Here is a 23037-nt window from a genome sequence, read left to right on the forward strand (position 1 = left end):
AGAAGCAGCGCAGGGCGGCAGGTCGCATGTTCTTATCGTTGAAGGCCGAACTGCGCCGCATCGGCAACACCATACGCTGGTCGCTGGAGGGATGGCGCGCGGCCTGGGCGAGCGAGAAATCCCTGCGCCAGTGGACCGTGCTGCACGCGATTTCGAGCGGTGCGGCCCTGTTGCTGCCGCTGGAGCCGGGGGCGCGGGCGCTGATCATTGCGCTGGGGTTCCTGGTCCTGGCGGCCGAGCTTTTCAACACTGCAATCGAAACCGCGGTCGATGACATTTCAGGGCGCCCGCGCGCGGCGGCGCGCAAGGCAAAGGACTGCGCCTCGGCGGGGGTGGCGCTATGCGCGCTGGCGGCGGCATCTGCCTGGGGGGTCAGCCTCTGGGGCCTTATAGCCGGTGGCTGAGGCATGACGTCCAAGGCCCGGCGCGCAGGGGGCGGCATCACCACAGGGCATATGCGCCGCAATCGGCGCAGGGCTTGCAGCTATTGTTCGCCACCTGACACAAGGTGCCCTGTGACGGATTGGAGCCCTGAGCGGTCGCTCCCCGGCGCGGAATCAAGGGCGTCAGCCCGCCGCGCCTCGCCGGGCCGCCCCCCGGCACGGCGACTTGGCTGCCACAACTGCATAGCCTGGAAGTTTTACGGATCTGGCTGCCATAAAGCACGATAGCTCACGGCACGGATCGCCGCACCGCGGCCCGACGCAGCGCGGCTTCGCGCCCAATGACCAACGGCAGAAAGGTCCCGCATAACCGCCCCTTGCGACAGTATTGCATGGGCCGCGCGGGAACCTTTCGTCAGGGGGCGAACACTATGCCCAGTCCTGAACACTGCCCAGCAGCACGCCGGTCAGGGAAACCTCGGTCAGGCCGGGGGGCAAGGGGTCAACCCGAAGGCCGGGCTCAACAAGGCTGTTGGAGCGGCTTATCGCTGTCAGATCGGCATCTGGATCGAGAAAGACCCATCGCTGACCATCTGCGGTGTCCAGCCCGATGGCCGCGCGCAGGACCTCCAGCGCATCGGTGGCGGTGACCTGGCCATCCTGATTGATGTCGGCGGCAATGAAATCCAGCGGACGCGCCGCACCCCAGCTTGGGGACAGGCCGATGGCAAGGCGCAGCACATCCAGCGCATCCGCTGCAGTGGGGCGCGCATCCGTCTGCGGGCTGTGGGCGCGCGTGACCTGGACCCATCCGGCGGACCCGGCGGCCAGTTCGAAGTCCAGGACCCCACCTGGACCGGGCGCGCCGCTGTAGCTGGCGTCATCATCGGCGGCAAAGCTGACCGTGGTCCCGTCCAGCGGATTGCCCGCGCGATCAAGCACCGCTACGGACAGCTGCGCGCGCGGGTCCGGTTCGGGCAGGGGGGGCGGTTCGATGGTAATGGTGATGGTTTCAGTGGCCGTTCCGTCCAGGCTGACGACTTGCAGCGTATCGGTTACTGCGGCGGACCCGTGGGGCAGGGCGTCGGCTTGCGGTCCAAGGGTATAGTCCCAGGCGCCGGTTTCGGGGTTCAGGCTAAAGGTGCCGAACTCGCCGGCCAGTGCCGCGGCTTCGGGCATTTGCAGCCGGTCCTCGCCCTGATCCGGGTCGATGACGGTCAACTGCCCCGCGATCCTCTGGCGATCCGGGTCGCCCGCGGTGACCAGCCCCGCGGTATCGCCGTCGATGCTGGCGGGGTCATTCACCCCGGTCACGGTGATCTCCAGTTCCGCGTACTCTCGTTGGCCTCCCCCATCCCGGACACGGTATTGAAAGACATCCACTGCTGTCACCCCTGCTGGCAGATGCGCTGCCAGGTTGGGGAGGTAGGTGAAACTTCCGTCTTCCTCGAGGGTCAAGGTCCCAAGATCGCCTGAAACGGGCACTCCGACCCTGCCCGATGACCCGGCGGCGCTGATCACCCGCAGGCCCTCGCCCGTGTCATTGGCCAGCACGTTGCCGCTGATCTCGGCGCCGTCCTGAATGGCTTCGGCGGTATCATCACGGGCAACAAGCGGTGGAAAAACGGAGAACTGCACCCGGCCGATCCATTCGACATCGGCGGCGCGGTCGTTGATTGACAGCGTCTCGCGGATGATCCGCATCGATCCGCTGTGTTCGAGGTCAAATGTGATCTCCAGCAGGTGGCTGCCGCGTGGCCTGTAAGCGGCCAGCGTGGCCTCCAGGTCCAGCTGGAACCGGCCGCCCGAAGGTCCGATTTCGGCATGGGTCACGGACCCGCCACCCGGGGCGGTGGTTCCGACATAGCTGGCACCATCCAGTTCAAGGGTGATATGCCCCGAAAGCCGGGCGCCATCGCGGGCATTCGACGGGTCGATGATCCGGACAAGCAGCGTGTCCGCGCTGAGCACGGTGGTATAGCTCAGTTCGGGCGTGGGCGGGGTGCCCTCCCACAGCTTGAAGCTGGTGGGCAGGCCCATCTCGGCCAGGTCCGGCGCGTGATAGACGCTGGAATTTCCGTTGATATCGTCCAGCACAATCCGGTCAAGCGAGACGGTGCGCGGCGTGTTGGCGCTGTGCCCGGCGGCGAAGTGGCGGGTGAGGCTGGACTGGCCGTTCTCCCATATGCCGTTGACAACCAGCATTTGCAGGCTGTTCGGGGTGGCGGTCTCGGAAAAGCCATAACCCAGCGGACTGTCGAACCAGAGCACCGCACGGTCGATCCCGGCCGTGTCGGTTGCGGAGAGCGTGAATGTGGCAGGGGCAGAGCCATCGCCGAGGTCGATGATCTGCGGCAGCGACAGGCCGACCAGTTGGGGGCCGGTGGTATCGGGTGCCGCGCCCGAAATCTGGAAATCGGTGCGCAGGCCCATCTCTTCGAGTTGCTGACGCAGGTAAACGGTCTGGTTGCCGTTGATATCCTGCAGCATGACCCGGTCCACGGACACCGTGCGCGGCGCATTCGCACTGTGCCCGGCGGCAAAATGGCGGGTGACGGTGGACTGGCCGTCCTGCCAGATGCCATTGACGACCATCAGCGATTGTGTGCCCGGCGTGGCGCTTTCACTGAAAGCAAAGCCCAGGGGGCTGTCAAAGTGGAACACAGCCCGGTCGATTCCGGCGGCGTCCTCGGCGGTCAGCCCAAAGGTTGCGCTGGCAGGGCCCGCGTCCAGGTCAATGACCTCGGGCAGGGAGATGCTGATCAGCCGGGGACGGGTGGTGTCGGTTGCACCGCCAGTAATCTGGAAGCTGGTGGGCAGGCCCATCTCGGCCAGGGTATGGGCGTTGTAGATGGTTGAGTTGCCGTTGATATCCTCCAGCGCGACCCGGCTGAGCGAGACTGTCCGCGCCGCATTGGCGCTATGATCCGGGGCGAAATGGCGGGTGACGCTGGACTGGCCATCCTGCCATATGCCGTTGACGACCATCAGCGGCCAGCTCCCGGCAGCGGTCGCGCCGGAAAAGCCATAGCCCAGCGGGCTGTCGAACCAGAACACCGCCCGGTCGATCCCGGCGCTGCCCGTGGCCGTGACCGCGAATGTCGCCGGGGCGATGCCATTGCCCAGGTCGATCACCTCGGGCATCGAGAGGCTGACAAGCTGGGGGCGGGTATGGTCGGTGCTCATCCGTGGCTCTTGGCGGTTTGTGCTGGGGGTGGGACGGGCAGCGCTGTTGCCGCGCAACGGCCCATGCGCGCGGGATCACCCGAGTGCTGAAGCCCGGGCAGGAGTCGATGCATCCTGGCTGCGCGGGCAGGCCATCTGCATGGGGTGGTCTGTGGATTGTGCAGGCAGGGCAGCCCGTCAGGGCGGCTGGATCATGCCCCCCGCCGGGCGGCCATCCAGCTCCGCGCCGCGCGGTTCAGCGACGTGCATGTTACCTCCTAGACTCTTCGAGCAGGGACATCATGACGGCGGAGTGTCTCTATCCGGTTAAGGCGCTTGCGGCAGACCCGGCTGCGCAAGACCCGCAAGGTCCGGCTTACCTGTCCGATTGGTGTCCCCCGCCGCGAATGGCCTGCCGGGTCGCGCCCGGGCGCCATCAGCAATCCATGTCCAGCACGCCCAGACCGCGCAGATAGATGCCGACCCCGCTTTCCAGCAGTTCTTCGGCAGTGAAAGGGCTGCGGGCACCGGGCTTGCCCCGGGCATAAAGCTCGACGATCCCGTGGCTGATGGCCCAGATATGGGCCGCGAACATCGCAGGCGGGGGGCGACGATCGGCGGGAATGCGCGCCGAAAGCGCCTCGGCCGCGCGGTAAAGCACCTGCTGGGCACGGTCGGCGGCCTGCGCAAGCGCGCGGTTCGCGCCCGGGTCCACGCCGGCTTCGAACATGGCGATGTAATGGCCCGGATGCTTGCGTGCAAAGGCCAGATAGGCATGCCCCACGGCAAGGAAAGCCGCCAGCGGCGTGGGCTGCCCGTCGTCATAGGCGTATTCCAGCAGATCGCCGAAAAGCGTATAGCCCTGGCGCGCGACCTCGGCGATGAGTTCCTCGCGCCCTTCGAAATGGCGATAGGGTGCCGCGGCCGACACGCCGGCCAGTTTTGCGGCCTCGGCCATGGTGAAACCCTGCGGGCCCTTCTCGGCGATGAGCGCCAGCGTGGCCTCCACCAGGGCGGCGCGCAGATTGCCGTGATGATATCCCTGTTTGGGCATTGGGATCCGTGTTCCGGGGCAGGGGGTCGGACCCGCAGTATCGCAGATGCGCGGGCAAGGGCAATCGCTGCACGGGCACTGGTCTTTGCCGGCATCAGCGCCTAGGTTCTGGGGCGAATAACGAAAGCCCGCCATGCCGCCAGCCGATTCCAGCGCCGCGCCCGACGCGCCCGCAGCCGACCCCAACGCGACCCAGACCGCCCGGACCGATGCCCGCGAACGTGCCAGCGGCTGGCGCACCGTGCGCCGCGTGGCGCCCTGGCTCTGGCCCGAGGACCAGCCCTGGGTCAAGCGCCGCGTGGTGCTGGCGCTGGTGTTTCTGGTGCTGGCCAAGCTGGTCTCGGTCGGCACGCCCATGCTTTACAAGGGCGCCGTCGATGCCCTGGCGGGCGAGGGCACGGGCTGGATGCTGGCCGTCGGCGCCGTGGGGGTGACCGTGGCCTATGGCATGGCGCGGCTGATGTCCGTGGGGTTTCAGGAATTGCGCAACGCGATCTTCACCCGCGTCGGCCAGCGCGCGCTGCGCATGATCGCGCTTGAAACCTTCGAGCATATCCACCGCCTGAGCATGCGCTACCACATCACCCGCAAGACCGGGGGGCTGAGCCGGATCATCGAACGCGGGGTGAAGGGCGTCGATTTCCTGCTGCGCTTCCTGCTGTTTTCGATCTTTCCGCTGATCCTGGAGCTGGGGCTGATCGCCATCATCTTCTTCGTGCTGTTCGATGTCTGGTATCTGGCCACGGTGGTTGTAACCATCGCACTCTATGTCTGGTTCACCTTTCGCGTCACCGAATGGCGGGTGCGCCAGCGGCGCGAGATGAACGCCCAGGACACCGACGCCAACCAGAAGGCCATCGACAGCCTGCTGAACTTTGAAACCGTCAAGTATTTCAACGCCGAAGGCATGGAGGCGCGGCGCTATGACAGCGCCATGGAGAAATATGAGACCGCAGCCGTCAAGACCAATATCTCGCTGGCCTTCCTGAACTTCGGCCAGGCGTTCCTGATCACCGCCGGGCTGGTGGTGGTGATGGTGCTGGCGGCCATCGGCGTGCAGAACGGCGATCTGACCGTGGGCGATTTCGTCATGGTGAACGCCTACATGATCCAGATCACCATGCCGCTGAACTTCCTGGGCACCGTGTATCGTGAAATCCGCCAGGCCCTGGTGGACATGGGCGAGATGTTCGACCTGCTGGACCAGCCCCCCGATGTGCGCGACACGCCCGGCGCGCCGGCGCTGCAGGTCAAGGGCGGCACGGTGGACCTGGACCGCGTGAGCTTCGGCTATGACCCGGCGCGCCCGATCCTGCGCGATGTCAGCCTGCGGATCGGCGCGGGGGAAACCGTGGCGATCGTGGGACCTTCGGGATCCGGGAAATCAACCATCGGGCGGCTGCTGTTCCGCTTCTATGACGTGACCGGGGGCGCCTTGCGCATAGATGGCCAGGACGTGCGCGATGTGACGCTGTCCAGCCTGCATGGCGCTATCGGCGTGGTGCCGCAGGATACCGTGCTGTTCAACGACACCATCGCCTATAACATCGCCTATGGCCGCGAAGGTGCCTCGCGCGCCGAGGTGGAGGCGGCAGCGCGGGCGGCGCGCATCCATGACTTCATCCTCAGCCTGCCCGAGGGCTATGACACCGCCGTGGGCGAGCGCGGGCTGAAGCTTTCAGGGGGCGAGAAACAGCGCGTGGGGATCGCGCGGACGCTGTTGAAGAACCCGCCGATCCTACTGCTGGACGAAGCCACCAGCGCGCTGGACACCCAGACCGAACAGAGCATCCAGGATGAATTGCGGGCCGCCGGCGAGGGGCGCACGGTGCTGACCATCGCGCACCGGCTGTCCACCGTTGTAGATGCCGACCGGATTGTCGTGCTGGAGGCCGGGCGCATCATCGAGGAAGGCACCCATGCCGCCCTGCTGGCCCGGGGCGGAAAATACGCGGCGATGTGGAGCCGACAGCGCGCCACTTCGGACGAGGTCTGAGGTCCGTCGCTGTAACGCGCTCCCCGGCGCGCCGCCCACCCGCCCACCCCGGCGCGCCGGGGAGCGCGGCACTCCACCGCGATCCGCTTTCCGAATTGTCCGGGGACCGCATTCCCGAGGCCCTCTGCCCTGGCAGAGGGCAGCGCCCACGAGGCGCGCGGGTGGGTGGGTGGGGCGCGGCTCGTGGGCGCTTCCCGGGGTCAGACGGTAGGGTTAGGGGTAATGACCTCCGGATGGGCAGGCCTGCCGGTCGCGTCGTGCCCTGCGCGTGGTTTCGCGCGGGTGCTACGGGCGATTGCGCCCGGGGGGCACGCGCACAGTGCTCGGCATCGTTTCGGGAAAGCGGATGCGGGCGACCTGTTCGGCGATGGGCTGCACCGCCAGCGGATGCGTGGCGCCGGTGAAATCGTCGGGGTTGCGCATATCGCGCCATTCGCCCTTGAAATACACCTCAAGCGCGTTGAAGCGCGCCTTGTAATCCATCTTCGGGCTTCCGGGCACCCAGTAGCCCAGATAGACGTATGGCAGGTTCACGCTGCGGGCCAGTTCGATATGGTCCAGGATCATATAGGTGCCCAGGCTGTCGCTGGCACGTGTCGGTTCGAAAAAGGAATAGACCAGGCTCAACCCGTCATCCAGCACATCGGTCAGGCAGACTGCCGCCAGCTCACGCCGGCCAGGGTCGCTCTCCGATGGCGCGGTGTATTCGACCACGCGCGAGCGGACGGGCGTTTCCTCGACCATGGCGGCGAATTCGAACACATCCATATCGGCCATGCCGCCATCGGCGTGGCGGCTGTCCAGATAGCGGCGGAACAGGTCAAACTGGGCTTCGGTGGCCCAGGGGCTGGTGGCTTCACGGCGCAGTGCGGCATTGCGCTTCAGGATCCGGCGCATGGACCGGCGCGGGCTGAAATCCGCGACCCGTATGCGCGCCGACAGGCAGGCCGAACACTCTGCACAGGACGGCCTGTACAGCACATTCTGGGAGCGCCGGAACCCCTGCTTGGACAGGCTGTCATTCATGGCGCCTGCGTGATCGCCCTGCAGCGCGGTGAACAGCTTTCGCTCCATCTGCCCTTCCAGATAGGGGCAGGGTTGCGGGGCCGTCACGTAGAACTGCGGTGCAATGGGCAGAGTGTGGCGCATGGGCGCGGATCGCTTCCGTTTGGAGACCCGATCAAAGTAGCAAGCAATTTCGGCTTCGCCAAGACGGGAATCAGATGTCGGCGGGGCGATTGAGCATGGTCGTGCCTAGCGCCAGATCATGCAGCCCCTGACGATAGGGTGTGACCAGGATCGTCACGATCGAGGCGATCTGCGTAATGACAAAGAACATCACCCCCGCATGCAGGACACTGTAGATTGCCGCCGTGGCCGGATCCGGGTTGCGCCCATCCAGATGAAAGAGGCGGATACCGCCCAGCATCATGCCGAAGGTCGCGCCAAAGCGTGCCAGCATCACCGTGCGATATCCGATCGAGACCGCGGCGAACAGGACCGGAAAGATGAAGGCGCCCACGAACAGCGTGAAGATCACCGCGATGAGCGCCAGCAGCAGGATCAGCACCGTATCCACCAGCCAGGCCAGCGCGCGTTTCAGCGGCACATTGGCATAGAATTCGGGCTGCAGCTGCGGATCAGGAAGGGTCATTGGATGAACTCCGCCACGGTGGCGCCGGAGAGCGACACCAGGGTTTGCGGGTCGATGGCGAAGATATGGCGCGGCGTGCCCGCTGCCGCCCAGACCTGATCGAAGGCCAGCAGCCGCGGGTCCGCCCAGGTGGGGCAGGGGCTCAGCAGACCCAAGGGGGCGACGCCGCCGATCGCAAACCCGGTCTCCGCGCGGACCAGTGCGGCATCGGCCCGGCCCAGCGCCTCACCCGCCAGGGCCGAGGCGCGATCGGGGCACACACGGTTGCCACCCGCCGTCAGGAACAGCCGCACATGCCCCGAGGCTTCGCCACGAAAGATGATCGACTTCACGATCTGGTCCAGCGCGCAGCCTGCCGCTGCTGCCGCCTGTTCGGCGGTGCGGGTTTCGCCGGGTTCCTGGATCTGGATCGCCACCCCGGCGCCCTCCAGCGCGGCGCGCACCCGTCTGAGGCTCTTGCTCATCCTCGCCTTTCCTCTGTTGCGGGCCTGGCGGCCGGACCGTTGCGCGTGAACGGCGCGGCTTACCCCTCAACCCCCTTGCCTAGAAGCCCGCGCCGCTTTGGGCAAGTGCCGAGTTGCGCGGGATGCGCGCCGCTCCCTCCGGCCTATGGCGCGGGTGGCGGCGTCAGAAGTAACTGCGCACCAGCGCCTCGGAGATCAGGGTCCAGCCATCGGCGATGACAAAGAACGACAGCTTGAACGGCAGGGCCACGACGGCAGGCGGCACCATCATCATCCCCATGGACATCAGCACCGCCGCCACCACCAGATCGATGATCAGGAAGGGCAGGAAGATCAGAAAGCCGATTTCAAAGGCGCGGGCGATCTCGCTCAGCATGAAACCGGGGATCAGGACCGACAGCGGTGCCTCGGCATCCAGCGCGCCCACGGGGTCCGGGCGCAGGGCGGCCAGGGCGTCATACGTGGCCGGGTCGATGCGCGCGACCATGAACAGGCGGAACGGCTCCAGCGCGCGGGGGATCGCCTCCTCCAGTGCAAGGGTGCCATCGTTCAGCGGGACGACACCGGCCTCCCAGGCGGCAAGGAAGACAGGTTCCATGACAAACCAGGTCAGGAACAGGGAAAGGCTGACGATCAGCATGTTGGGGGGCGATTGCTGCAGGCCGATGGCCTGGCGCAGCAGTGCCAGCACAGTGACGATGAAGGGAAAGCAGGTCAGCATGATCAACACCCCGGGCGCGATGCTCAGAAGTGTGATCAGCACGATCAGCTGGATGGAACGCACCGCCAGTGCGCCATCCTCGCCGAAGTTGAGGCTGATCTCCTGCGCCTGGGCGGGCAGGGCGCCCAGGCAGAATGCAGCCAAAGCGCAGAGCAGCCACAGAACCGGCCGGGCGGGCAGGGGCGGGCATGTCGGGGCCCGGGTGGCCGCGGCGGTGCCGATGCAGTCCGGGCCGATGGTCGACACTGCGCGATGGCGGCGCATGGGCTCAGATCCCTTCGGACATGTCGATGACCTCGGTGAGGCGGACGCCCAGGTACCCGGCCTTGTCGCCGTCAAGCTCCTGCAGCTCACCCCGGGCAATCAGGCGTTCGCCCACGAACAACTCAACCGGGTCGCTGACGCGGCGGTCCAGCGGCAGCACGGTATCGCGCCGCAACCGCATCAGATCGCGCACCTGCGGGCGGGCGCGACCGACGGAGATGGTGATTTCGATCGGCACCCTTTGCAGGGCACCATTGGCCGGGGCGGATGTGTCATCCATGGGCTTTCCTTTCGGTGACAGTGCTGTGGAAGGTCTCCAGCGCCGCGCGCACCGCAACGATGGCGGCATCGGTATCGATCCGGCATTCGGCCGCATCCAGCTGGATCCGGGCCTGCCCATCGGCCAGGCTGGGTTCTTCGCGGAATACCAGCTCCAGCCCGGGGTGGCTTTCCGATAACCGGGCGACAACCTCACCCAGGGTGGCGTTGCCGCGCACCACCACCGGTGCGCCCAGGCTGTCGCGGGTCAGGGCCTGGACCTGTTCGGCAACCAGCGCGCCCAGCGTTGCACGGGAAAGCTCCGGCAGGATGGTGTCAACCATGGCCTCCAGCAGGGGCGCCAATGCCGTCAGGACATGGTCGCGCGCCTCGTTCTGGGTGAAGCTGAGCGCTTGCAGCGCCTCTTCGGCGGCGGTCTGGCGCAGGGCGGTTGCGTCCTGCGTATCTGCAACAGCGTCATCCCAGCCGGCGCTGTAGCCTTCCTCATAGGCCGCCTTGCGCAGGGCATCGAGCTCCTCGGGCGCTAGGACCGTCTGCGTATCCGGGCCCGGGCCGGTGTCAAAGACTTCAAGTTTCAGGGCATGACTCATCTGCTTTGGGTCCCGTTTTCTTCCATCCAGTGGCGCAGGATTTCGATGCTTTCTTCCTGGCGCTCGGCGATCAGGGCGCGCAGGCGGGCGACCGGATCGGACTCGTCGCGCGCCATGCTGCTGCTTCTGCCGACGCCACCACCACCGCCACCACCACCGCCGCCATCACCGTCAAAATCAAGCCCCATCGGCACCACCGAATCCTCGCCGAACAGGTCCCCGATATCGCCGTCCAGACCGGTGTCATCGACCCCGCTGGCGACTTGCTCGGCCTGCTGCGGGCCGGTGACCTGCAGCGCAGCCGGGGCCATGACAGCGGGCAGGGCGGGTTGCTCGGACCGGGCGGCGCGCAGGATCGGACGCAGGACGAACAGCGCCAGCACCAGACCCAGCAACAGCAGTGCGACAATTCCGGCCAACGCCAGCGGGTCCGGCATGGGCAGGCCCAGGCGGGGCGTCGTGGCCAGCGTCCCTTCAGGCGGCACAGGTTCAAACCGCAGCGACCGCAGGGTGATCACATCGCCGCGCGCTTCGTCATACCCCACGGCCGAGGCGACCAGATCATGCAGCGCTTCCAGCTCCTCGGCGCTGCGCGGGGTCCAGTCCCCGGCCTCGGGACCGTGGTGGCCGTCCACCAGCACGGCCACGGTCAACCGGCGGACCGCACCGGGGGCGCGATGCAACTCCCGCTGGGTTTCCGAAACCTCGAAATTCGCCCGTTCCCGGGTTTCGACCTCACGGCTTTCGCTGGAGCCATCGGTTTCCGCGGCATCGCCATCGGGCAGGTTGCTGGCCACGGTTACGCCGGGGTTGCGGCTGTCGGTGGCGGTGCGATTGCGTTCTTCGGATTCGGTGCTGATGGCCACGCGGGACTCGGGGTCAAAGCGTCGCTCCATGATGGTTTCGCGGTCGGTGACGGTGTCGATGCTCATCTCGACCACGGCGCGGCCGGGGCCGACATGGGCTTCAAGCAGGCGTTCGACATTCTTGCGCAGCTCGTCGCTGCGGTCGCGGCCGGGGGTGCTGCTTTCGTCCTCGCTGCCTGCGACCAGGCCGGAATCGGCGTCTATGATGGAAACGTTGCCGGGATCCATCCCGGCCACGGCCGCGGATACGAGGAATCGCAGCGCCCGCGCCTGTTCGGCGGAAATGGGCCCCACGGCAGAGCTGACCGTGACCGAGGCCCGCGGCGCCGCCTCGCGCCGGAATGCCGACGAACTGCCCTGCGCAATATGCACCCGGGCGGAGCGGATGCCGGGCCCGGCGGCGATGGTGCGGGCCAGCTCACCCTCCTTGGCGCGCCAGTAGGCGGCATCGAACATCTGCGAGGTGGTGCTGAACCCCGAAAGGTTGTCCAGCAGTTCATACCCCGCCGCACCATTGGCCGGCAGGCTGCGCGCGGCAAGCAGCATCCGCGTCTCATCGCGCTGATGGGCCGGAACATAGATCGCATCCCCCTGCACGCTGTAGCGGATGTTGCGCTGTTCAAGGGCCTGGACCACCTCGCCCGCGGCCAGGGGATCAAGCCCTGCGTAAAGCAGTGCCATCCCGGGGGTCGAGGCGAATCGCGCCAGCCCCAGAACCGCCAGGAACATCCCCACAGTTGCTGCAACGACAAGGACTTGCCGCCGTGTATCGAGCCCGGACCAGAATTCGCTGACCTGTTGCACGCTGATTCTCCTGCTGCTGGACGTCCTGCCCTGTGCACGATTTGTTTTCGCGCTTCGGACTTAACATTCGGTTAGTGAGATTGTGCGATTCCCGATTTGTCCGAAGACCAGAAACGGGTTCGCCATGACCGACGCTGCCGCCACCGCCGAGCCACCGCCGAAATCATCGCGCAGATGGATTCTGATCGCGTTCCCGCTGGCTTTGCTGCTGGGGGGCGGGGGATTCTATGCCACCTGGTCGGGGCTGCTGGCCGTGCCTGAAATCGGGGCGTCGCGAGGGGAGCCTGCCCCGGAGGTGTCGGTCGCCTATGTGCCCCTGCGCGAGCTTGTGGTGACCGTCGGCGCGCGTGGCAATACCAGCCAGCTTCTGTTCTCGGCCGATCTGGAAGTTGATGTCGCCAATGAACGTGCGGTCGCGGCACTGACGCCACGCTTTATCGATGTGCTCAACAGCTATCTGCGGGCGCTGGAACCGGAAGAGATCGAACACCCCGCGGCGCTGGTGCGCCTGCGTGCGCAGATGCTGCGGCGCATGCAGATCGTGGCCGGAGAGGGGATGGTCCGCGATCTTCTGATCATCGAATTCGTCCTGCGATAGGAGGCTGTAATGTTTTACCTTGTTGATATTCTTGTCGGTTTTTCCGCTTTGGCGGCAGCGGCCTATTGTCTGGTGCTGTCGCGCAGGTTGCGCGCGCTGACCCGGATCGACGGCACTGTGGGGGGCGCCGTGGCGGTCCTGTCATCGCAGGTGGACAGCATGACGCGTGCTCTGGATCACGCCCGCCGTGCAAGTTCCGAGTCCCAGAAAGGCCTGAGCGAACAGACCGAGCGTGCCGAAGCCGCCGTGCGGCGGCTGGAACTGCTGATGGTCAGCCTGCAGGCCGCGCCCGAGTCCCGCTCCGGCCCGTCATCCGTGACCCCCGCCGACACCGCGCAGGTGCAGGCGGCGCTGACCTCCCCGGCACCGCTCGGCGGGTCCATCTTTGGCCCTTCGGCCGTGGCGCCGCGCCAGGGTAACGGAGCCTTCTGGCGGGATACCGCAACCCACCCGACCCCGGCAACCGATACCCCCGAGCAGGCAGACCCGGCGCCAAAGCCGCGCAGCCGTCCGCGCATCCTGCGTCATCGCAGGACCAGGGGGGCCGCATGATGGTCCGATCAGCGCAACTGCCAGCGGCCCCGGCGCCCCGGCGCGGCGCGCGTCATGGCCCGGCGGTCACGGGCCCCGTCAGGTTGCAGCGCCCCGGCGTCATGGGGTTGCTGGCGATGTTGTTCCTGTGCGCCGGCTTGGCGCGTCTGGGTACGGGTGCGGCGGCGGCCCTGGATGCCGCCACCAGTGCGGAAATCGGCACAACGGATGCAACCGAAGCGGAGCCGGCTGCCACCACCGGCGCCGAGGATCCGCTGGAGTTGTTTCCTGCCCTGCGCGCGCGCGAGGCGCGCCTGGCCGAGGCCGAGGCCGCGCTGGAGGCCCGTCGCGCCGCACTGGCAAAGGCCGAGGCTGACATCGCGCGGAAACTGGATGAACTGACCGAGATCGAAGCGCGCCTCTCGCAGACCCTCGCCCTGTCCGACGAGGCGGCAGAGCGCGATCTGGCCCGGCTGACGGCGGTGTTCGAAAACATGAAGCCACGCGAATCTGCCGCCTTGTTCGAAGAGATGGACATCGATTTCGCTGCCGGGTTCATTGCGCGTCTGCGCCCTGAAATCGCGGCGGAACTGATGGCTGGCCTGTCGCCGCGCAAAGCCTATGCGGTGGCCGCCGTCCTGGCGGGACGCAATGCCAATGTACCCCGTGAGTGACGTTTTCGAAGCGGTTTCTTAACCCGCGTCTGACACCCTGCAACGGGCAGCGCAACCCGGCGCAGTCCCGCCCCAACAGCAAGAGGTTTGAACATGATTGGAATCATCGGGATCGTCGTGGTGCTGGTGATGGTCTTCGGCGGCTATCTTGCGGCGGGCGGGACGATGGAAATCATCCTCAAGGCGTTGCCCTATGAAATGATCATGATCGGCGGCGCGGCCATCGGCGGGTTCCTGCTGGGCAATGATCTTGCCACCATCAAGCGCACCGGGCGCGATATGGTCAGCGTGTTCAAGGGGCCGCGCTGGAAGGCTTCGGATTACCATGATCTTCTGTGCCTGCTGTTCGAACTGATCTGGATCGCCCGCCAGAACCCGGTCGCCATCGAGGAACATATCGAAGATCCGGAAAACTCCTCGGTCTTTGCCAAGTTTCCGCGGATCCGCGCGGATCAGGAGGCGGTTGAACTGATCAGCGACACCATGCGATCGGCCTCGATGAACTATGATGACCCCATGCAGGTCGAAGAGGTGCTGGACAAGCGGCTGGACGCCAATCTGCAACACGCCCTGCACACAAGCCATGCGGTGCGGATCGTGGCTGATGCGCTGCCTGCGATTGGTATCGTGGCTGCGGTTCTGGGGATCATCAAGACCATGGGTTCGATCGACCAGCCGCCTGCGGTTCTGGGCGTGTATATCGGGGGTGCGTTGACCGGGACCTTCCTGGGCGTGTTCCTGTCCTACTGTTTTGTCGGCCCCATTGCCGAACGCATGCGCACCATCGTCGAGGAAGACGCCCATTTCCTGACCCTGATCCGTGAGGTGCTGGTGGCCAATCTGCATGCGCACCCGGCCAATATCTGCATCGAGGTCGGGCGCCAGAACGCCCCGCATCACTTCCGCCCCAGCTTCGCCGAGCTTGAGGAATCCATGCGCGAAGTCAAGAAGACTGCGGCCTGAGGCATGACGATGTGCCCCACGGATATGCAATCCCCTCGCAGCGTGCTTGTGCTTGCCATCGCCGTGTTGCTGGTCCTGTGCGCTTCGCAGACGGGCCAGGCGCAGACCGTGGTCCCTGTACGCGGTGGTGAGCATGGGGCATTCACCCGGCTTGTCATGCAACTGCCCGAGGGAACGCCCTGGCGGGTGGATCAGGATGCGCGCACAGTCCTGCTGCAGGTAGAGGCGCCGCAGATCAGCTTTGACCTGGCCGAGACCTTCGCCCGCATCCCGCGTCTGCGGATTGCCTCGGTCCAGCGGGTGGATGGGCCCGGGGTCAGCATTTCGCTGGCCTGTGATTGCCCTGTGCGGGTGTTCGAGGATCTGCCGGGGCAGGTGGTGATCGATGTCCTGAACCCGCCGGACAGCATTCAAACCGTGACCGAGGCGCCCGACACGGCGCTCGACCCGGCGGCGAACGCGGGCCGCGGCCTGGCCGAAGCGCTGCGCGACAATGCCGACGCGGCGGCACGGCGCCCTGCCGAAACCGGCGCGATGGCCCTCGACCGCCTGCGCCAGAGCCTGGACACCGATCCCCCGCCTGACGACACACTGCGGGAGGATCTGCGTGCCGACCTGAGCGCCGCCTTCTCCGGCGCTGTCGAAAGCGGCCTGCTGGCTCCCGCTCCGCCGACGCAACCGGACCTGCCCGAAGATGAGCCCTCCCAGACCGTCAGTACAGCGCCAGTCGCTTCCGTGGCTGCCCTGCGCGATCATATCCGCATCGGCCCCGAGGATGAGGCACTGCCCAGTTCCAGTTGCCTGCCTGAAGAGGGTTTCGCCCTGCCTGACTGGGGGGATGATACCGATTTCGTCACCCGGATGGCGGCGCATCGCAGCGCGCTGCTGAGTGAATTCGACCGTCCCAACCCGGAAGCCATTGCGGCGAAGGTGCGCGGCTACCTCTATTTTGGCTTCGGGGCCGAGGCCCGGGCCCTGATGCGCGCCTTCCCCGAGGTACTTTCCAATGCGGATCTGTTGCGCGCGCTCAGCCATATTGTCGATGGTGAGACGCCCCCATACCCCGGTCGGCTTGCCCGCCAGCAGGGCTGCCCGACCATCGGCGCGCTCTGGGCGGTGCTGGCCCAGCCTTCTGGTGTCGAGGTCCCGGGTCTGGATGCTGAAGCGCTGCGCCGCGGGTTTGCCAGCCTGCCTGCGCATCTGCGCCAGTATCTGGGGCCGGTCCTGGTGGATCGCCTGCTGGCGCTTGATGATACCGAAACCGCCCGCATCATCCGCGACTCGATGGCCCGTGCGACCGGGACCGGGGCGGGGGTCAAGCCGGGACTGGCGGAAACGGATGCAAGCATTCTGCTGCACGAAGCGCCCGGGGCCGATGATCCGGAAATCACCGCCGCGCTTGAGCCCGGCGCCTCGCCCCGTGCGCTGGCGCTGCTTCTGTCGCAGCAACTTTCACAGGGGCGCGCCCCTGCGCAGGACCTGGTCGATCTGGCCGAAATCGTCGCGGCCGAGACCCGTGGCACTGAAATGGGCGACCAGATTCAGGCCCTGAGGGCCGAGGCGCTTGCCGCGCATGGACGCTTCTCCGAAGCCTTTGAAGTGGCGCGCACCCTTGGCCGTACGGATGCGCCTGCCGGTGCGCAGCTGCGGCGCGAACTGCTTGCGCAACTCGTGCGCGCAGATGCGGATGAAGTCTTTGTGGCCAATGCGTTTGCCGAACGCCCGTGGGAAGAGGCGGCGCTGCCGCCTGCGACCGCGCTGTCGCTTGCGGAACGGCTTGTCGATCTGGGCTTTCCAAGCCACGCGCGGCGCATGCTTGACCGGGTTGATCCTGCGTTCGATGCCGCGTCCAGCGCCTTGCTGCGCGCGCGCAGCCATCTTGTCGAAGCCGCCCCGCAAGCCGCGCTGGATGCGCTTGGCGCCATGTCCGATGAGGAGGCTCAGGGGCTTCGCCAAGAGGCGCTGTCAATGATGGGCGACATGCCGGTTGCCGCGATGCCCGTAGCCCCCATGCTGGAACCCTCTGCCCCGACTGCCCCTCTGGCCGAAGCGGCAGACCTTTCGGCAGCCCCGGCGCCTTCGGTTGCGGCCACTCAACCTGCCGAGGGCGACTCTGCCGGCCTCTTACAGCGTGGGCAGGACGCGTTGAGCAGTGCCTCGGACCTGCGTGCAGGAATCGCAGCTTTGTTGAATGAGCAGCAACCCTGACCGCGCCTGCGCCCACCCCTGGGTGAGTGTGGGCCCTTCGATATCCGGGACAGGGCCGACTGGCAGAACCCAAAAGGTCACGCTTTGTAAACACCTTGGCGGTTAAGGTTCACGCAGACACATGAATCAGGTGTGATCGGCATGCCCAGAATGGACGATGCGATTCCAGCCGCGCGCCCCGTCGGTATCGACAGGGGTGGCGCCACCTCCGCCAGGCCCGGCCCCGGGCCTGGCCGCGACGTGAAGGAAGGTGCCCAACGCACCTGGCTGAAATCGCGTTTCTTCTTGCGCGGGCTCCGGCGGATCGGGCGCCGTTGTCTACTTGCGGCATCTGGCTGTGTGATTGCCTTTGCAGCGCATGCCGACAATCAGCGGGGCGATCCTTCGGCACTGTGTGAAGCCGCCGCGCACAGGGCGGCGCAGGATCATGCCATTCCCCCGGCGGTGATGCTGGCCCTGACCCATGTGGAAACCGGTCGTGCAGATGCCGCAGGCCAGCTGCGGCCCTGGCCCTGGGCGCTCAACATCGCGGGCCAGGGGGTCTGGCTGCCGACCGCCCAGGCCGCAGTTGCGCGGGCCCGCGAAGCGATTGCGCGCGGGCAGACAAGTGTCGATCTTGGTTGCTTCCAGGTCAATTATCGCTGGCACGGGCAGGCGTTCGCTTCGCTTGAGGCGATGATCGATCCGGCGCGCAACGCGGCCTATGCGGCGCGCTTCCTTCGCCAGCAGTATGAACGCCTGGGGTCCTGGCAGCTGGCCGCGGGCGCCTATCATTCGCAAACGGAAGTGCATGCGGCCGTCTATCGTGCCCGCTTTGAGCAGGCGCTGTCGCGGATCGGTGCCGCGCCGCAGGATGCGCCTGCGGGTGACCCTGCTGCACCGATGCGCATGGCCGCGCCGCAGCTTGTCGCCGCGGGCAGCTGGGGGCCGGGGTCGGTGTTGCCAAGGGGCGAGTCCGGCAGATCCCGGCCGTCTGAAACCGCGTCCGCGGGCGCAATCTCGATGGGAATGCTGCGATGATGCTGTCCGTTTCGGCCCTGTTTCGCCCCACGGTGCTTCTGGCGCTGGCGCTGATGGCGGTGATCGTCATGATGATCCTGCCGGTGCCGGCCTTTGTGCTGGACCTTGGCTTGGCGGCGTCCTTCGCCTTGGCGATCCTGATGTTCACGGTCACGCTGTTCATTCAGCGCCCGCTGGATTTCTCCATCTTTCCAACCGTCTTGCTGGCGTCCTTGATGTTGCGTCTGTCGCTCAACGTCTCCTCCACCAAGCTGATCATCGGCGAGGGGCACACCGGCACCCATGCCGCCGGAGGGGTGATCCAGGGGTTTGCCAATTTCGTCATGTCCGGCAGCGTCTTTCTGGGCGTGGTGATCTTTCTGGTGCTGCTGATCGTCAATTTCATCGTCATCACCAAGGGCGCGGGCCGCATGGCCGAGGTTGGCGCCCGCTTTGCCCTGGACGGAATGCCCGGCAAGCAGCTGGCCATCGATGCCGACATGTCCGCCGGGGCCATCACCCATGAGGAGGCCAAGACCCGGCGCGAGACCGAGCAGGCGGAAACCACCTTCTTCGGCTCGCTGGATGGTGCGTCGAAATTCGTCAAGGGCGATGCGGTGGCGGGGCTTCTGATCACGCTGCTCAACATCGTGGTGGGGCTGATCAACGGCACCATGATCCATGGCATGGAAATCGGCATGGCCTTTGAAACCTATGCGATCCTGACGGTCGGGGACGGACTGGTCAACCAGATCCCGGCCGTGATCATCTCCATCGCCGCCGCACTGTTGCTGGCGCGGGGTGGGGCGACGGGCGCGACCGATCTGACCATGTTTACCCAACTGGGCCGCTACCCGTCGGCTTTGGCCACGGTGGCGATGCTGATGCTGGTCTTTGCCATGGTGCCGGGGTTGCCGTTCGTGCCCTTTGTGATTGGCGCGGGGTTGCTGGGGACATTGGCATTCCTGGCGCAGCGGGCTGCCGCACGGGCCGAGGAAACCCCGCCCGAGCTGCCGCCCGCGCCATCCGAGCCCAGCCTGGGCGACATGCTGGAGCTGGATGAGATTCATGTCCAGTTCGCCCCGGACCTGGTGCCCATGGTGCTGGATCCGGCCACCGGCCTGGATGCGCGGATTTCCAGCATGCGCAGCCACATGGTGCGCCAGTTCGGGCTGATCCTGCCCGAAATCCGGCTGACCGATGATCCGACCCTGCCCGAAGGCAGCTATCGCGTCCTGATCCATGGCGTGGAACAGGCTTCGGACCGGCTCTATCCGGACCGGGTGCTGGCGCTGTTGCCCGAGGAATCGGGCGATGCCCCGGCCGGTGTGGATGTGTCCGAGCCCGTCTATGGCGCGCCGGCCCGCTGGGTTGCCTCGACCGCACGTGAGGATGCGGCCATCGCCGGGGCCACTGTTGTCACCCCGGCCGAGGTTCTGGCCACCCATCTGCTGGAAGTGCTGAAAGCCAACATGGCCCGGCTGCTGACGCTCAAGGGCCTGGACCGGATGTTCCGTGAACTGACCTCTCTGAGCGATGCGGACCGGGCGCAGGCCAACAAGCGGCTGCTGGATGATCTGGTGCCCGACAAGGTGCCCATGGACCTGCTGCTTGCCGTATTGCGTCTGCTGCTGGAGGAGCGGGTCTCCATCCGCAACCTGCCGTTGATCCTGGAATCGATTGCCGAGACCCGCAGCACCCGCCAGGGCCCCGAGGCCGTCTGCGACTATGTGCGCCAGCGGTTGGGCTTCCAGCTGGTCGCCAATCTGCGCCGCGCCGACGGAACGCTGCCGCTGATACAACTCGCCCCGGAGTGGGAGGACAGTTTCGCCACCTATCAGGTCCAGGGCGACAAGGGGCAGAGCGATGTCGCCCTGCCGCCGGATCTGTTTGCGCGCCTGGCCAACAATCTGGCGGAACGCCTGTCCGAGGCAGGGGCCAGTGGCGAAGCCCCGGCGGTGGTGACCTCGGCCATGCGGCGGCGGTTCCTGCGCACCGTTATGGCCGCCCGGGGGCTGAGCGCGCCGGTGCTGAGCTTTGAGGAGATCGGCATCGAGGCCCGCCCGGCGCTGCTGGGCACAGTGCCCGCATGACGCCTGAGTTTCTGGTTGCGCTGGAGGCCCTGGCCGCGGAGCTGCGCCCCTGGGCCCTGGACGGGGCGCTGGTGTTTTTGCGCATCGGTGCCATGGTCGCGCTGTTGCCGGGCTTTGGCGAACAGATTGTCCCGGCGCGGGTGCGCCTGGCGGTGGCGTTCGCCTTCACCATGGTTGTGACCCCCGCCGCCCAAGGGGTTCTGCCGCCTGCGCCGGAAACTCCCATGGCGCTGGCCTGGCTGGTGGCGACCGAGGCCGTGGCCGGGCTGGCGCTGGGGATCGGGTTGCGGTTGTTCGTGATGGCGCTGCAGACGGCGGGGACCATCGCGGCGCAGGCTACCTCGCTGGCGCAGTTCTTTGGCGGGGCGAATGTGGATCCGCAGCCCGCCATCGCGCAGGTTCTGGTCATGGGCGGGCTGGCGCTGGCCATGATCTTCGGGTTGCATGTGCGTCTGGCCGAGCTGATGATCCTGTCCTATGCGATGATGCCGCCGGGGGAATTTGCCCAGCCGGGGATGCTGGCCGAATGGGGGGTGGGGCGCGTGTCGCATGCCTTTGCGCTGGCCTTTCAACTGGCCATGCCGTTTGTCGTCATCTCGCTGGTCTATAACGTGGCACTGGGGGCGATCAACAAGGCCATGCCGCAACTGATGGTGGCCTTTGTCGGCGCCCCGGCGATCACTTTTGCCGGGCTGGCCATGCTGCTGATCACGGCGCCGATCCTGCTGCCGGTATGGCTCAACGCCTTTCATGCGTTCATCGCAGACCCCTCGGTGGCGCCACGATGAGCGAAGAGGACCAGTCCGGCGAAAAGGAGTTCGAGCCGACCCAGCGCAAGCTGGACGAGCAGCGCCGCAAGGGCGAGGTGCCGCGCTCGACCGACCTGAACACCGCGGCGGCCTTTGCCGGCCTGGCGCTGAGCGCCCTGGCCCTGGGGGGGATCAGCCTCACGGCGCTTGGGGACAGCATGATGGTGCTGTTCGACCAGGCACCAACGCTGGCGCCGCTCTTTGCACAAAGCGGCCAGACCCTTTCGGGCGGGTTGCTGGTGGCGGTGGCGGTGCCCTTGCTGCCCCTGTTCGTGGTGCCGTTTCTGCTGGTGCTGGCCTCGCTTTTCGCGCAGCGGGCGGTGATCTTTGCGCCGGAGAAGCTCAAGCCGAAGGGCTCGCGGATTTCGCCGATCAGCAATGCCAAGAACAAATACGGCCGCAACGGCCTGTTCGAATTCGCAAAGAGCTTTGTGAAGCTGCTGGTCATCTCGGGGCTGCTATGGGTCTTTGTCCTGTCGCGGCTGGAGCGGATCGTGGCGACGGTCTTTCTGGCGCCGGGGCTGGCGGTGACGGAATTGCTGTGGCTGGTGATTGAGTTTCTGGGCCTGGTCTTTGTCATCATGCTGGTTATCGGCGGGATCGATTTCTTCTGGCAGCGGGCGGAACATTTTCGCAAGAACCGCATGAGCCACAAGGAAATGCGCGATGAGCACAAGCAGGTCGAAGGCGATCCCCACGCCAAGCAGCAGCGCCGCCAGCGCGGGGCCGAGATCGCCAGCAACCAGATGCTGGCCCGCGTGGCCGAGGCCGATGTCGTCATTACCAACCCCACCCATTACGCGGTGGCGCTGAAATGGGACCGCAGCGGGCCGGGGGCGCCGGTCTGCGTGGCCAAGGGGGTTGATGAGATCGCAGCCCGTATCCGCGAACGCGCCGAGGAAGCCGGCGTGCCGATCCATGCCGACCCGCCCACCGCCCGCGCGCTTCATGCCACCGTGGACCTGGAGGCCGAGATCGCCCCCGAGCATTACCAGCCCGTCGCGGCAGCGATCCGCTTTGCCGAAGCCATGCGCAGCAAGGCGCGCGGGCGGTGGCAGCCATGAGCCTGAAGCGATTGAACCGGCTGATGGCGCTGTCGGCGATAAAGCGGGACATGGACCTGGCCGAACTGGCCCGGCTGGCTGCGGCCCGGACCGAAACCCGCACACGGCTTGAGGCGTTGCGCAATTCGGTCAATGCGCCGGTGGCGGCGGACCCGGTGTTGATGAGCGTGCAGCAGCGGCACCGGCTATGGGCCGAAGCCCAGCGCGCGGAACTGAACATGGCCCTGGCGCGGCAACAGGCCGCCTGGCTTGAGGCCCGCGACCGCACCCGCCGCAGCTTTGGCCGCGCTGCGGTTCTGGAGCGTCTGGCACATGCGCAAGGCGTGGCTGCGAAAAGGCACACCCCGTCATGAGCCCCCCAAGGCCCCGGCACGCGCGCTGATAGGGGGTCCTCCCTCATGCCTTTGGTCCGGTCGTGCTGGCGTGGTCTGCGCGCAGGGGCCTTGGGCGCTTCGGTTTGGGCCTGGCTGCGTCTCGGCGCAGCCGGTCCTGGGCGCATCATGCAGCGCCCTTTGGCCCGGGTGGAACGGTATCTGATGGATGGCCAGGCCCGGCGATCTCGGGATGCCCAAATGATGTGCAGCTCGCAACAATATTGCACACGAATTGGGCGGAGCTTCTGAAAGTTGCGCCCTGACGCAAGCATTTGCCTCAAACAGTGGCATTCAGGCGCGATCGCCTTACCGAACCTCTGTCGGCTGTTTCTGGAGGTCGGCCAAGACCAACCCTGTAATGCACACACTGCACGGAGGAACTCATGGATCGTCGCACTTTTCTGTCTAGGCTCAGGACCTATTGATTTCAGCCTTGCGGCGTGATTCACGCTCCGCAAGGAGACCAATCAATGAGCAATCTTTT

At 66.4% G+C, this 23037-nt stretch carries 21 protein-coding genes; 12 read left to right on the forward strand and 9 right to left on the reverse strand.

Translation table 11 applies throughout. The features are described from left to right. Positions 1–26: 26 nt before the first annotated feature. Positions 27–404 carry a diacylglycerol kinase gene (locus HUK65_RS03795; protein ID WP_179904801.1) on the forward strand — a complete coding sequence of 126 codons (378 nt, stop codon included), beginning with the start codon at positions 27–29 and terminating at the stop codon, positions 402–404. Between the two features lie 408 nt (positions 405–812). Here the strand turns inward: HUK65_RS03795 and HUK65_RS03800 are convergent, their stop codons facing one another. Together HUK65_RS03800 and HUK65_RS03805 are read right to left on the reverse strand one after the other, a co-directional pair. After that, positions 813–3569: a VCBS domain-containing protein gene (locus HUK65_RS03800; protein WP_179904802.1), complete on the reverse strand. Its 2757-nt coding sequence runs from the start codon at positions 3567–3569 to the stop codon at positions 813–815. Between the two features lie 415 nt (positions 3570–3984). Next, positions 3985–4602 (reverse strand): TetR/AcrR family transcriptional regulator, encoded by a 618-nt coding sequence (locus HUK65_RS03805; protein ID WP_179904803.1) that lies wholly within the window; start codon positions 4600–4602, stop codon positions 3985–3987. 133 nt (positions 4603–4735) lie between these two features. Between HUK65_RS03805 and HUK65_RS03810 the strand changes: the two genes are divergently transcribed. After that, positions 4736–6598, forward strand: coding sequence for an ABCB family ABC transporter ATP-binding protein/permease (locus tag HUK65_RS03810; protein ID WP_179904804.1), 1863 nt, complete (start codon positions 4736–4738; stop codon positions 6596–6598). A 285-nt stretch (positions 6599–6883) separates the two neighbouring features. On the opposite strand, the gene HUK65_RS03815 is transcribed toward HUK65_RS03810, so the two are convergent. From HUK65_RS03815 to fliF, 7 genes are all read right to left on the reverse strand, one after another. Continuing rightward, a complete protein-coding gene (locus HUK65_RS03815) occupies positions 6884–7747 on the reverse strand; it encodes an arginyltransferase (protein ID WP_179904805.1) in 864 nt (287 codons plus the stop codon). 70 nt (positions 7748–7817) lie between these two features. Further along, positions 7818–8252 (reverse strand): RDD family protein, encoded by a 435-nt coding sequence (locus HUK65_RS03820; RefSeq protein WP_179904806.1) that lies wholly within the window; start codon positions 8250–8252, stop codon positions 7818–7820. Beyond that, positions 8249–8716, reverse strand: coding sequence for a YbaK/EbsC family protein (locus HUK65_RS03825; protein ID WP_179904807.1), 468 nt, complete (start codon positions 8714–8716; stop codon positions 8249–8251). Before HUK65_RS03825 ends, HUK65_RS03820 begins: the two co-directional genes overlap by 4 nt. Before the next feature lie 163 nt (positions 8717–8879). After that, positions 8880–9701, reverse strand: coding sequence for a flagellar type III secretion system pore protein FliP (gene fliP, locus HUK65_RS03830; RefSeq protein WP_179904808.1), 822 nt, complete (start codon positions 9699–9701; stop codon positions 8880–8882). 4 nt (positions 9702–9705) lie between these two features. Beyond that, positions 9706–9981, reverse strand: a complete 276-nt coding sequence (locus HUK65_RS03835) for a FliM/FliN family flagellar motor switch protein (protein WP_179904809.1) — start codon at positions 9979–9981, stop codon at positions 9706–9708. Continuing rightward, positions 9974–10570 (reverse strand): FliH/SctL family protein, encoded by a 597-nt coding sequence (locus tag HUK65_RS03840; protein ID WP_179904810.1) that lies wholly within the window; start codon positions 10568–10570, stop codon positions 9974–9976. Before HUK65_RS03840 ends, HUK65_RS03835 begins: the two co-directional genes overlap by 8 nt. Further along, positions 10567–12240, reverse strand: a complete 1674-nt coding sequence (gene fliF / locus HUK65_RS03845; protein WP_179904811.1) for a flagellar basal-body MS-ring/collar protein FliF — start codon at positions 12238–12240, stop codon at positions 10567–10569. The genes HUK65_RS03840 and fliF overlap by 4 nt, the downstream gene beginning before the upstream one ends. Positions 12241–12364: 124 nt before the next feature. Between fliF and HUK65_RS03850 the strand changes: the two genes are divergently transcribed. From HUK65_RS03850 to HUK65_RS03895, 10 genes are all read left to right on the forward strand, one after another. Further along, entirely contained in the window at positions 12365–12838 is a 474-nt protein-coding gene (locus HUK65_RS03850; protein ID WP_179904812.1) for a flagellar basal body-associated FliL family protein, read from the forward strand. Between the two features lie 9 nt (positions 12839–12847). Next, positions 12848–13390 (forward strand): hypothetical protein, encoded by a 543-nt coding sequence (locus tag HUK65_RS03855; RefSeq protein ID WP_179904813.1) that lies wholly within the window; start codon positions 12848–12850, stop codon positions 13388–13390. Beyond that, complete coding sequence (locus HUK65_RS03860; RefSeq protein WP_235441744.1) at positions 13387–14043, forward strand: MotE family protein; 657 nt, start codon at positions 13387–13389, stop codon at positions 14041–14043. The genes HUK65_RS03855 and HUK65_RS03860 overlap by 4 nt, the downstream gene beginning before the upstream one ends. A 93-nt stretch (positions 14044–14136) precedes the next feature. Beyond that, positions 14137–15006: a flagellar motor stator protein MotA gene (gene motA, locus HUK65_RS03865; protein ID WP_179904814.1), complete on the forward strand. Its 870-nt coding sequence runs from the start codon at positions 14137–14139 to the stop codon at positions 15004–15006. A gap of 42 nt (positions 15007–15048) precedes the next feature. Continuing rightward, positions 15049–17214 (forward strand): hypothetical protein, encoded by a 2166-nt coding sequence (locus tag HUK65_RS03870; protein ID WP_179904815.1) that lies wholly within the window; start codon positions 15049–15051, stop codon positions 17212–17214. Between the two features lie 339 nt (positions 17215–17553). Continuing rightward, the gene (locus HUK65_RS03875) at positions 17554–18234 is read left to right on the forward strand and encodes a transglycosylase SLT domain-containing protein (protein WP_179904816.1); all 681 of its coding nucleotides are present in this window, start codon (positions 17554–17556) and stop codon (positions 18232–18234) included. Next, a complete protein-coding gene (gene flhA, locus HUK65_RS03880) occupies positions 18231–20306 on the forward strand; it encodes a flagellar biosynthesis protein FlhA (RefSeq protein WP_179904817.1) in 2076 nt (691 codons plus the stop codon). Before HUK65_RS03875 ends, flhA begins: the two co-directional genes overlap by 4 nt. Then, positions 20303–21094 (forward strand): flagellar biosynthetic protein FliR, encoded by a 792-nt coding sequence (locus HUK65_RS03885; RefSeq protein ID WP_179904818.1) that lies wholly within the window; start codon positions 20303–20305, stop codon positions 21092–21094. Before flhA ends, HUK65_RS03885 begins: the two co-directional genes overlap by 4 nt. After that, entirely contained in the window at positions 21091–22179 is a 1089-nt protein-coding gene (locus HUK65_RS03890; RefSeq protein WP_179904819.1) for an EscU/YscU/HrcU family type III secretion system export apparatus switch protein, read from the forward strand. The genes HUK65_RS03885 and HUK65_RS03890 overlap by 4 nt, the downstream gene beginning before the upstream one ends. After that, positions 22176–22532 (forward strand): hypothetical protein, encoded by a 357-nt coding sequence (locus tag HUK65_RS03895; RefSeq protein ID WP_179904820.1) that lies wholly within the window; start codon positions 22176–22178, stop codon positions 22530–22532. Before HUK65_RS03890 ends, HUK65_RS03895 begins: the two co-directional genes overlap by 4 nt. Positions 22533–23037 lie beyond the last annotated feature (505 nt).

Source organism: Rhabdonatronobacter sediminivivens (genome assembly GCF_013415485.1).
GTDB classification, from domain to species: Bacteria; Pseudomonadota; Alphaproteobacteria; order Rhodobacterales; family Rhodobacteraceae; genus Rhabdonatronobacter; species Rhabdonatronobacter sediminivivens.

What these genes read in the sequence shown, in the direction of transcription:
- HUK65_RS03795 (WP_179904801.1), top strand. Translation starts at nt 27, where the DNA reads ATGTTCTTATCGTTGAAGGCCGAACTGCGCCGCATCGGCAACACCATA.
- HUK65_RS03800 (WP_179904802.1), bottom strand. Translation starts at nt 3,569, where the DNA reads ATGAGCACCGACCATACCCGCCCCCAGCTTGTCAGCCTCTCGATGCCC.
- HUK65_RS03805 (WP_179904803.1), bottom strand. Translation starts at nt 4,602, where the DNA reads ATGCCCAAACAGGGATATCATCACGGCAATCTGCGCGCCGCCCTGGTG.
- HUK65_RS03810 (WP_179904804.1), top strand. Translation starts at nt 4,736, where the DNA reads ATGCCGCCAGCCGATTCCAGCGCCGCGCCCGACGCGCCCGCAGCCGAC.
- HUK65_RS03815 (WP_179904805.1), bottom strand. Translation starts at nt 7,747, where the DNA reads ATGCGCCACACTCTGCCCATTGCACCGCAGTTCTACGTGACGGCCCCG.
- HUK65_RS03820 (WP_179904806.1), bottom strand. Translation starts at nt 8,252, where the DNA reads ATGACCCTTCCTGATCCGCAGCTGCAGCCCGAATTCTATGCCAATGTG.
- HUK65_RS03825 (WP_179904807.1), bottom strand. Translation starts at nt 8,716, where the DNA reads ATGAGCAAGAGCCTCAGACGGGTGCGCGCCGCGCTGGAGGGCGCCGGG.
- fliP (WP_179904808.1), bottom strand. Translation starts at nt 9,701, where the DNA reads ATGCGCCGCCATCGCGCAGTGTCGACCATCGGCCCGGACTGCATCGGC.
- HUK65_RS03835 (WP_179904809.1), bottom strand. Translation starts at nt 9,981, where the DNA reads ATGGATGACACATCCGCCCCGGCCAATGGTGCCCTGCAAAGGGTGCCG.
- HUK65_RS03840 (WP_179904810.1), bottom strand. Translation starts at nt 10,570, where the DNA reads ATGAGTCATGCCCTGAAACTTGAAGTCTTTGACACCGGCCCGGGCCCG.
- HUK65_RS03850 (WP_179904812.1), top strand. Translation starts at nt 12,365, where the DNA reads ATGACCGACGCTGCCGCCACCGCCGAGCCACCGCCGAAATCATCGCGC.
- HUK65_RS03855 (WP_179904813.1), top strand. Translation starts at nt 12,848, where the DNA reads ATGTTTTACCTTGTTGATATTCTTGTCGGTTTTTCCGCTTTGGCGGCA.
- HUK65_RS03860 (WP_235441744.1), top strand. Translation starts at nt 13,387, where the DNA reads ATGATGGTCCGATCAGCGCAACTGCCAGCGGCCCCGGCGCCCCGGCGC.
- motA (WP_179904814.1), top strand. Translation starts at nt 14,137, where the DNA reads ATGATTGGAATCATCGGGATCGTCGTGGTGCTGGTGATGGTCTTCGGC.
- flhA (WP_179904817.1), top strand. Translation starts at nt 18,231, where the DNA reads ATGATGCTGTCCGTTTCGGCCCTGTTTCGCCCCACGGTGCTTCTGGCG.
- HUK65_RS03885 (WP_179904818.1), top strand. Translation starts at nt 20,303, where the DNA reads ATGACGCCTGAGTTTCTGGTTGCGCTGGAGGCCCTGGCCGCGGAGCTG.
- HUK65_RS03890 (WP_179904819.1), top strand. Translation starts at nt 21,091, where the DNA reads ATGAGCGAAGAGGACCAGTCCGGCGAAAAGGAGTTCGAGCCGACCCAG.
- HUK65_RS03895 (WP_179904820.1), top strand. Translation starts at nt 22,176, where the DNA reads ATGAGCCTGAAGCGATTGAACCGGCTGATGGCGCTGTCGGCGATAAAG.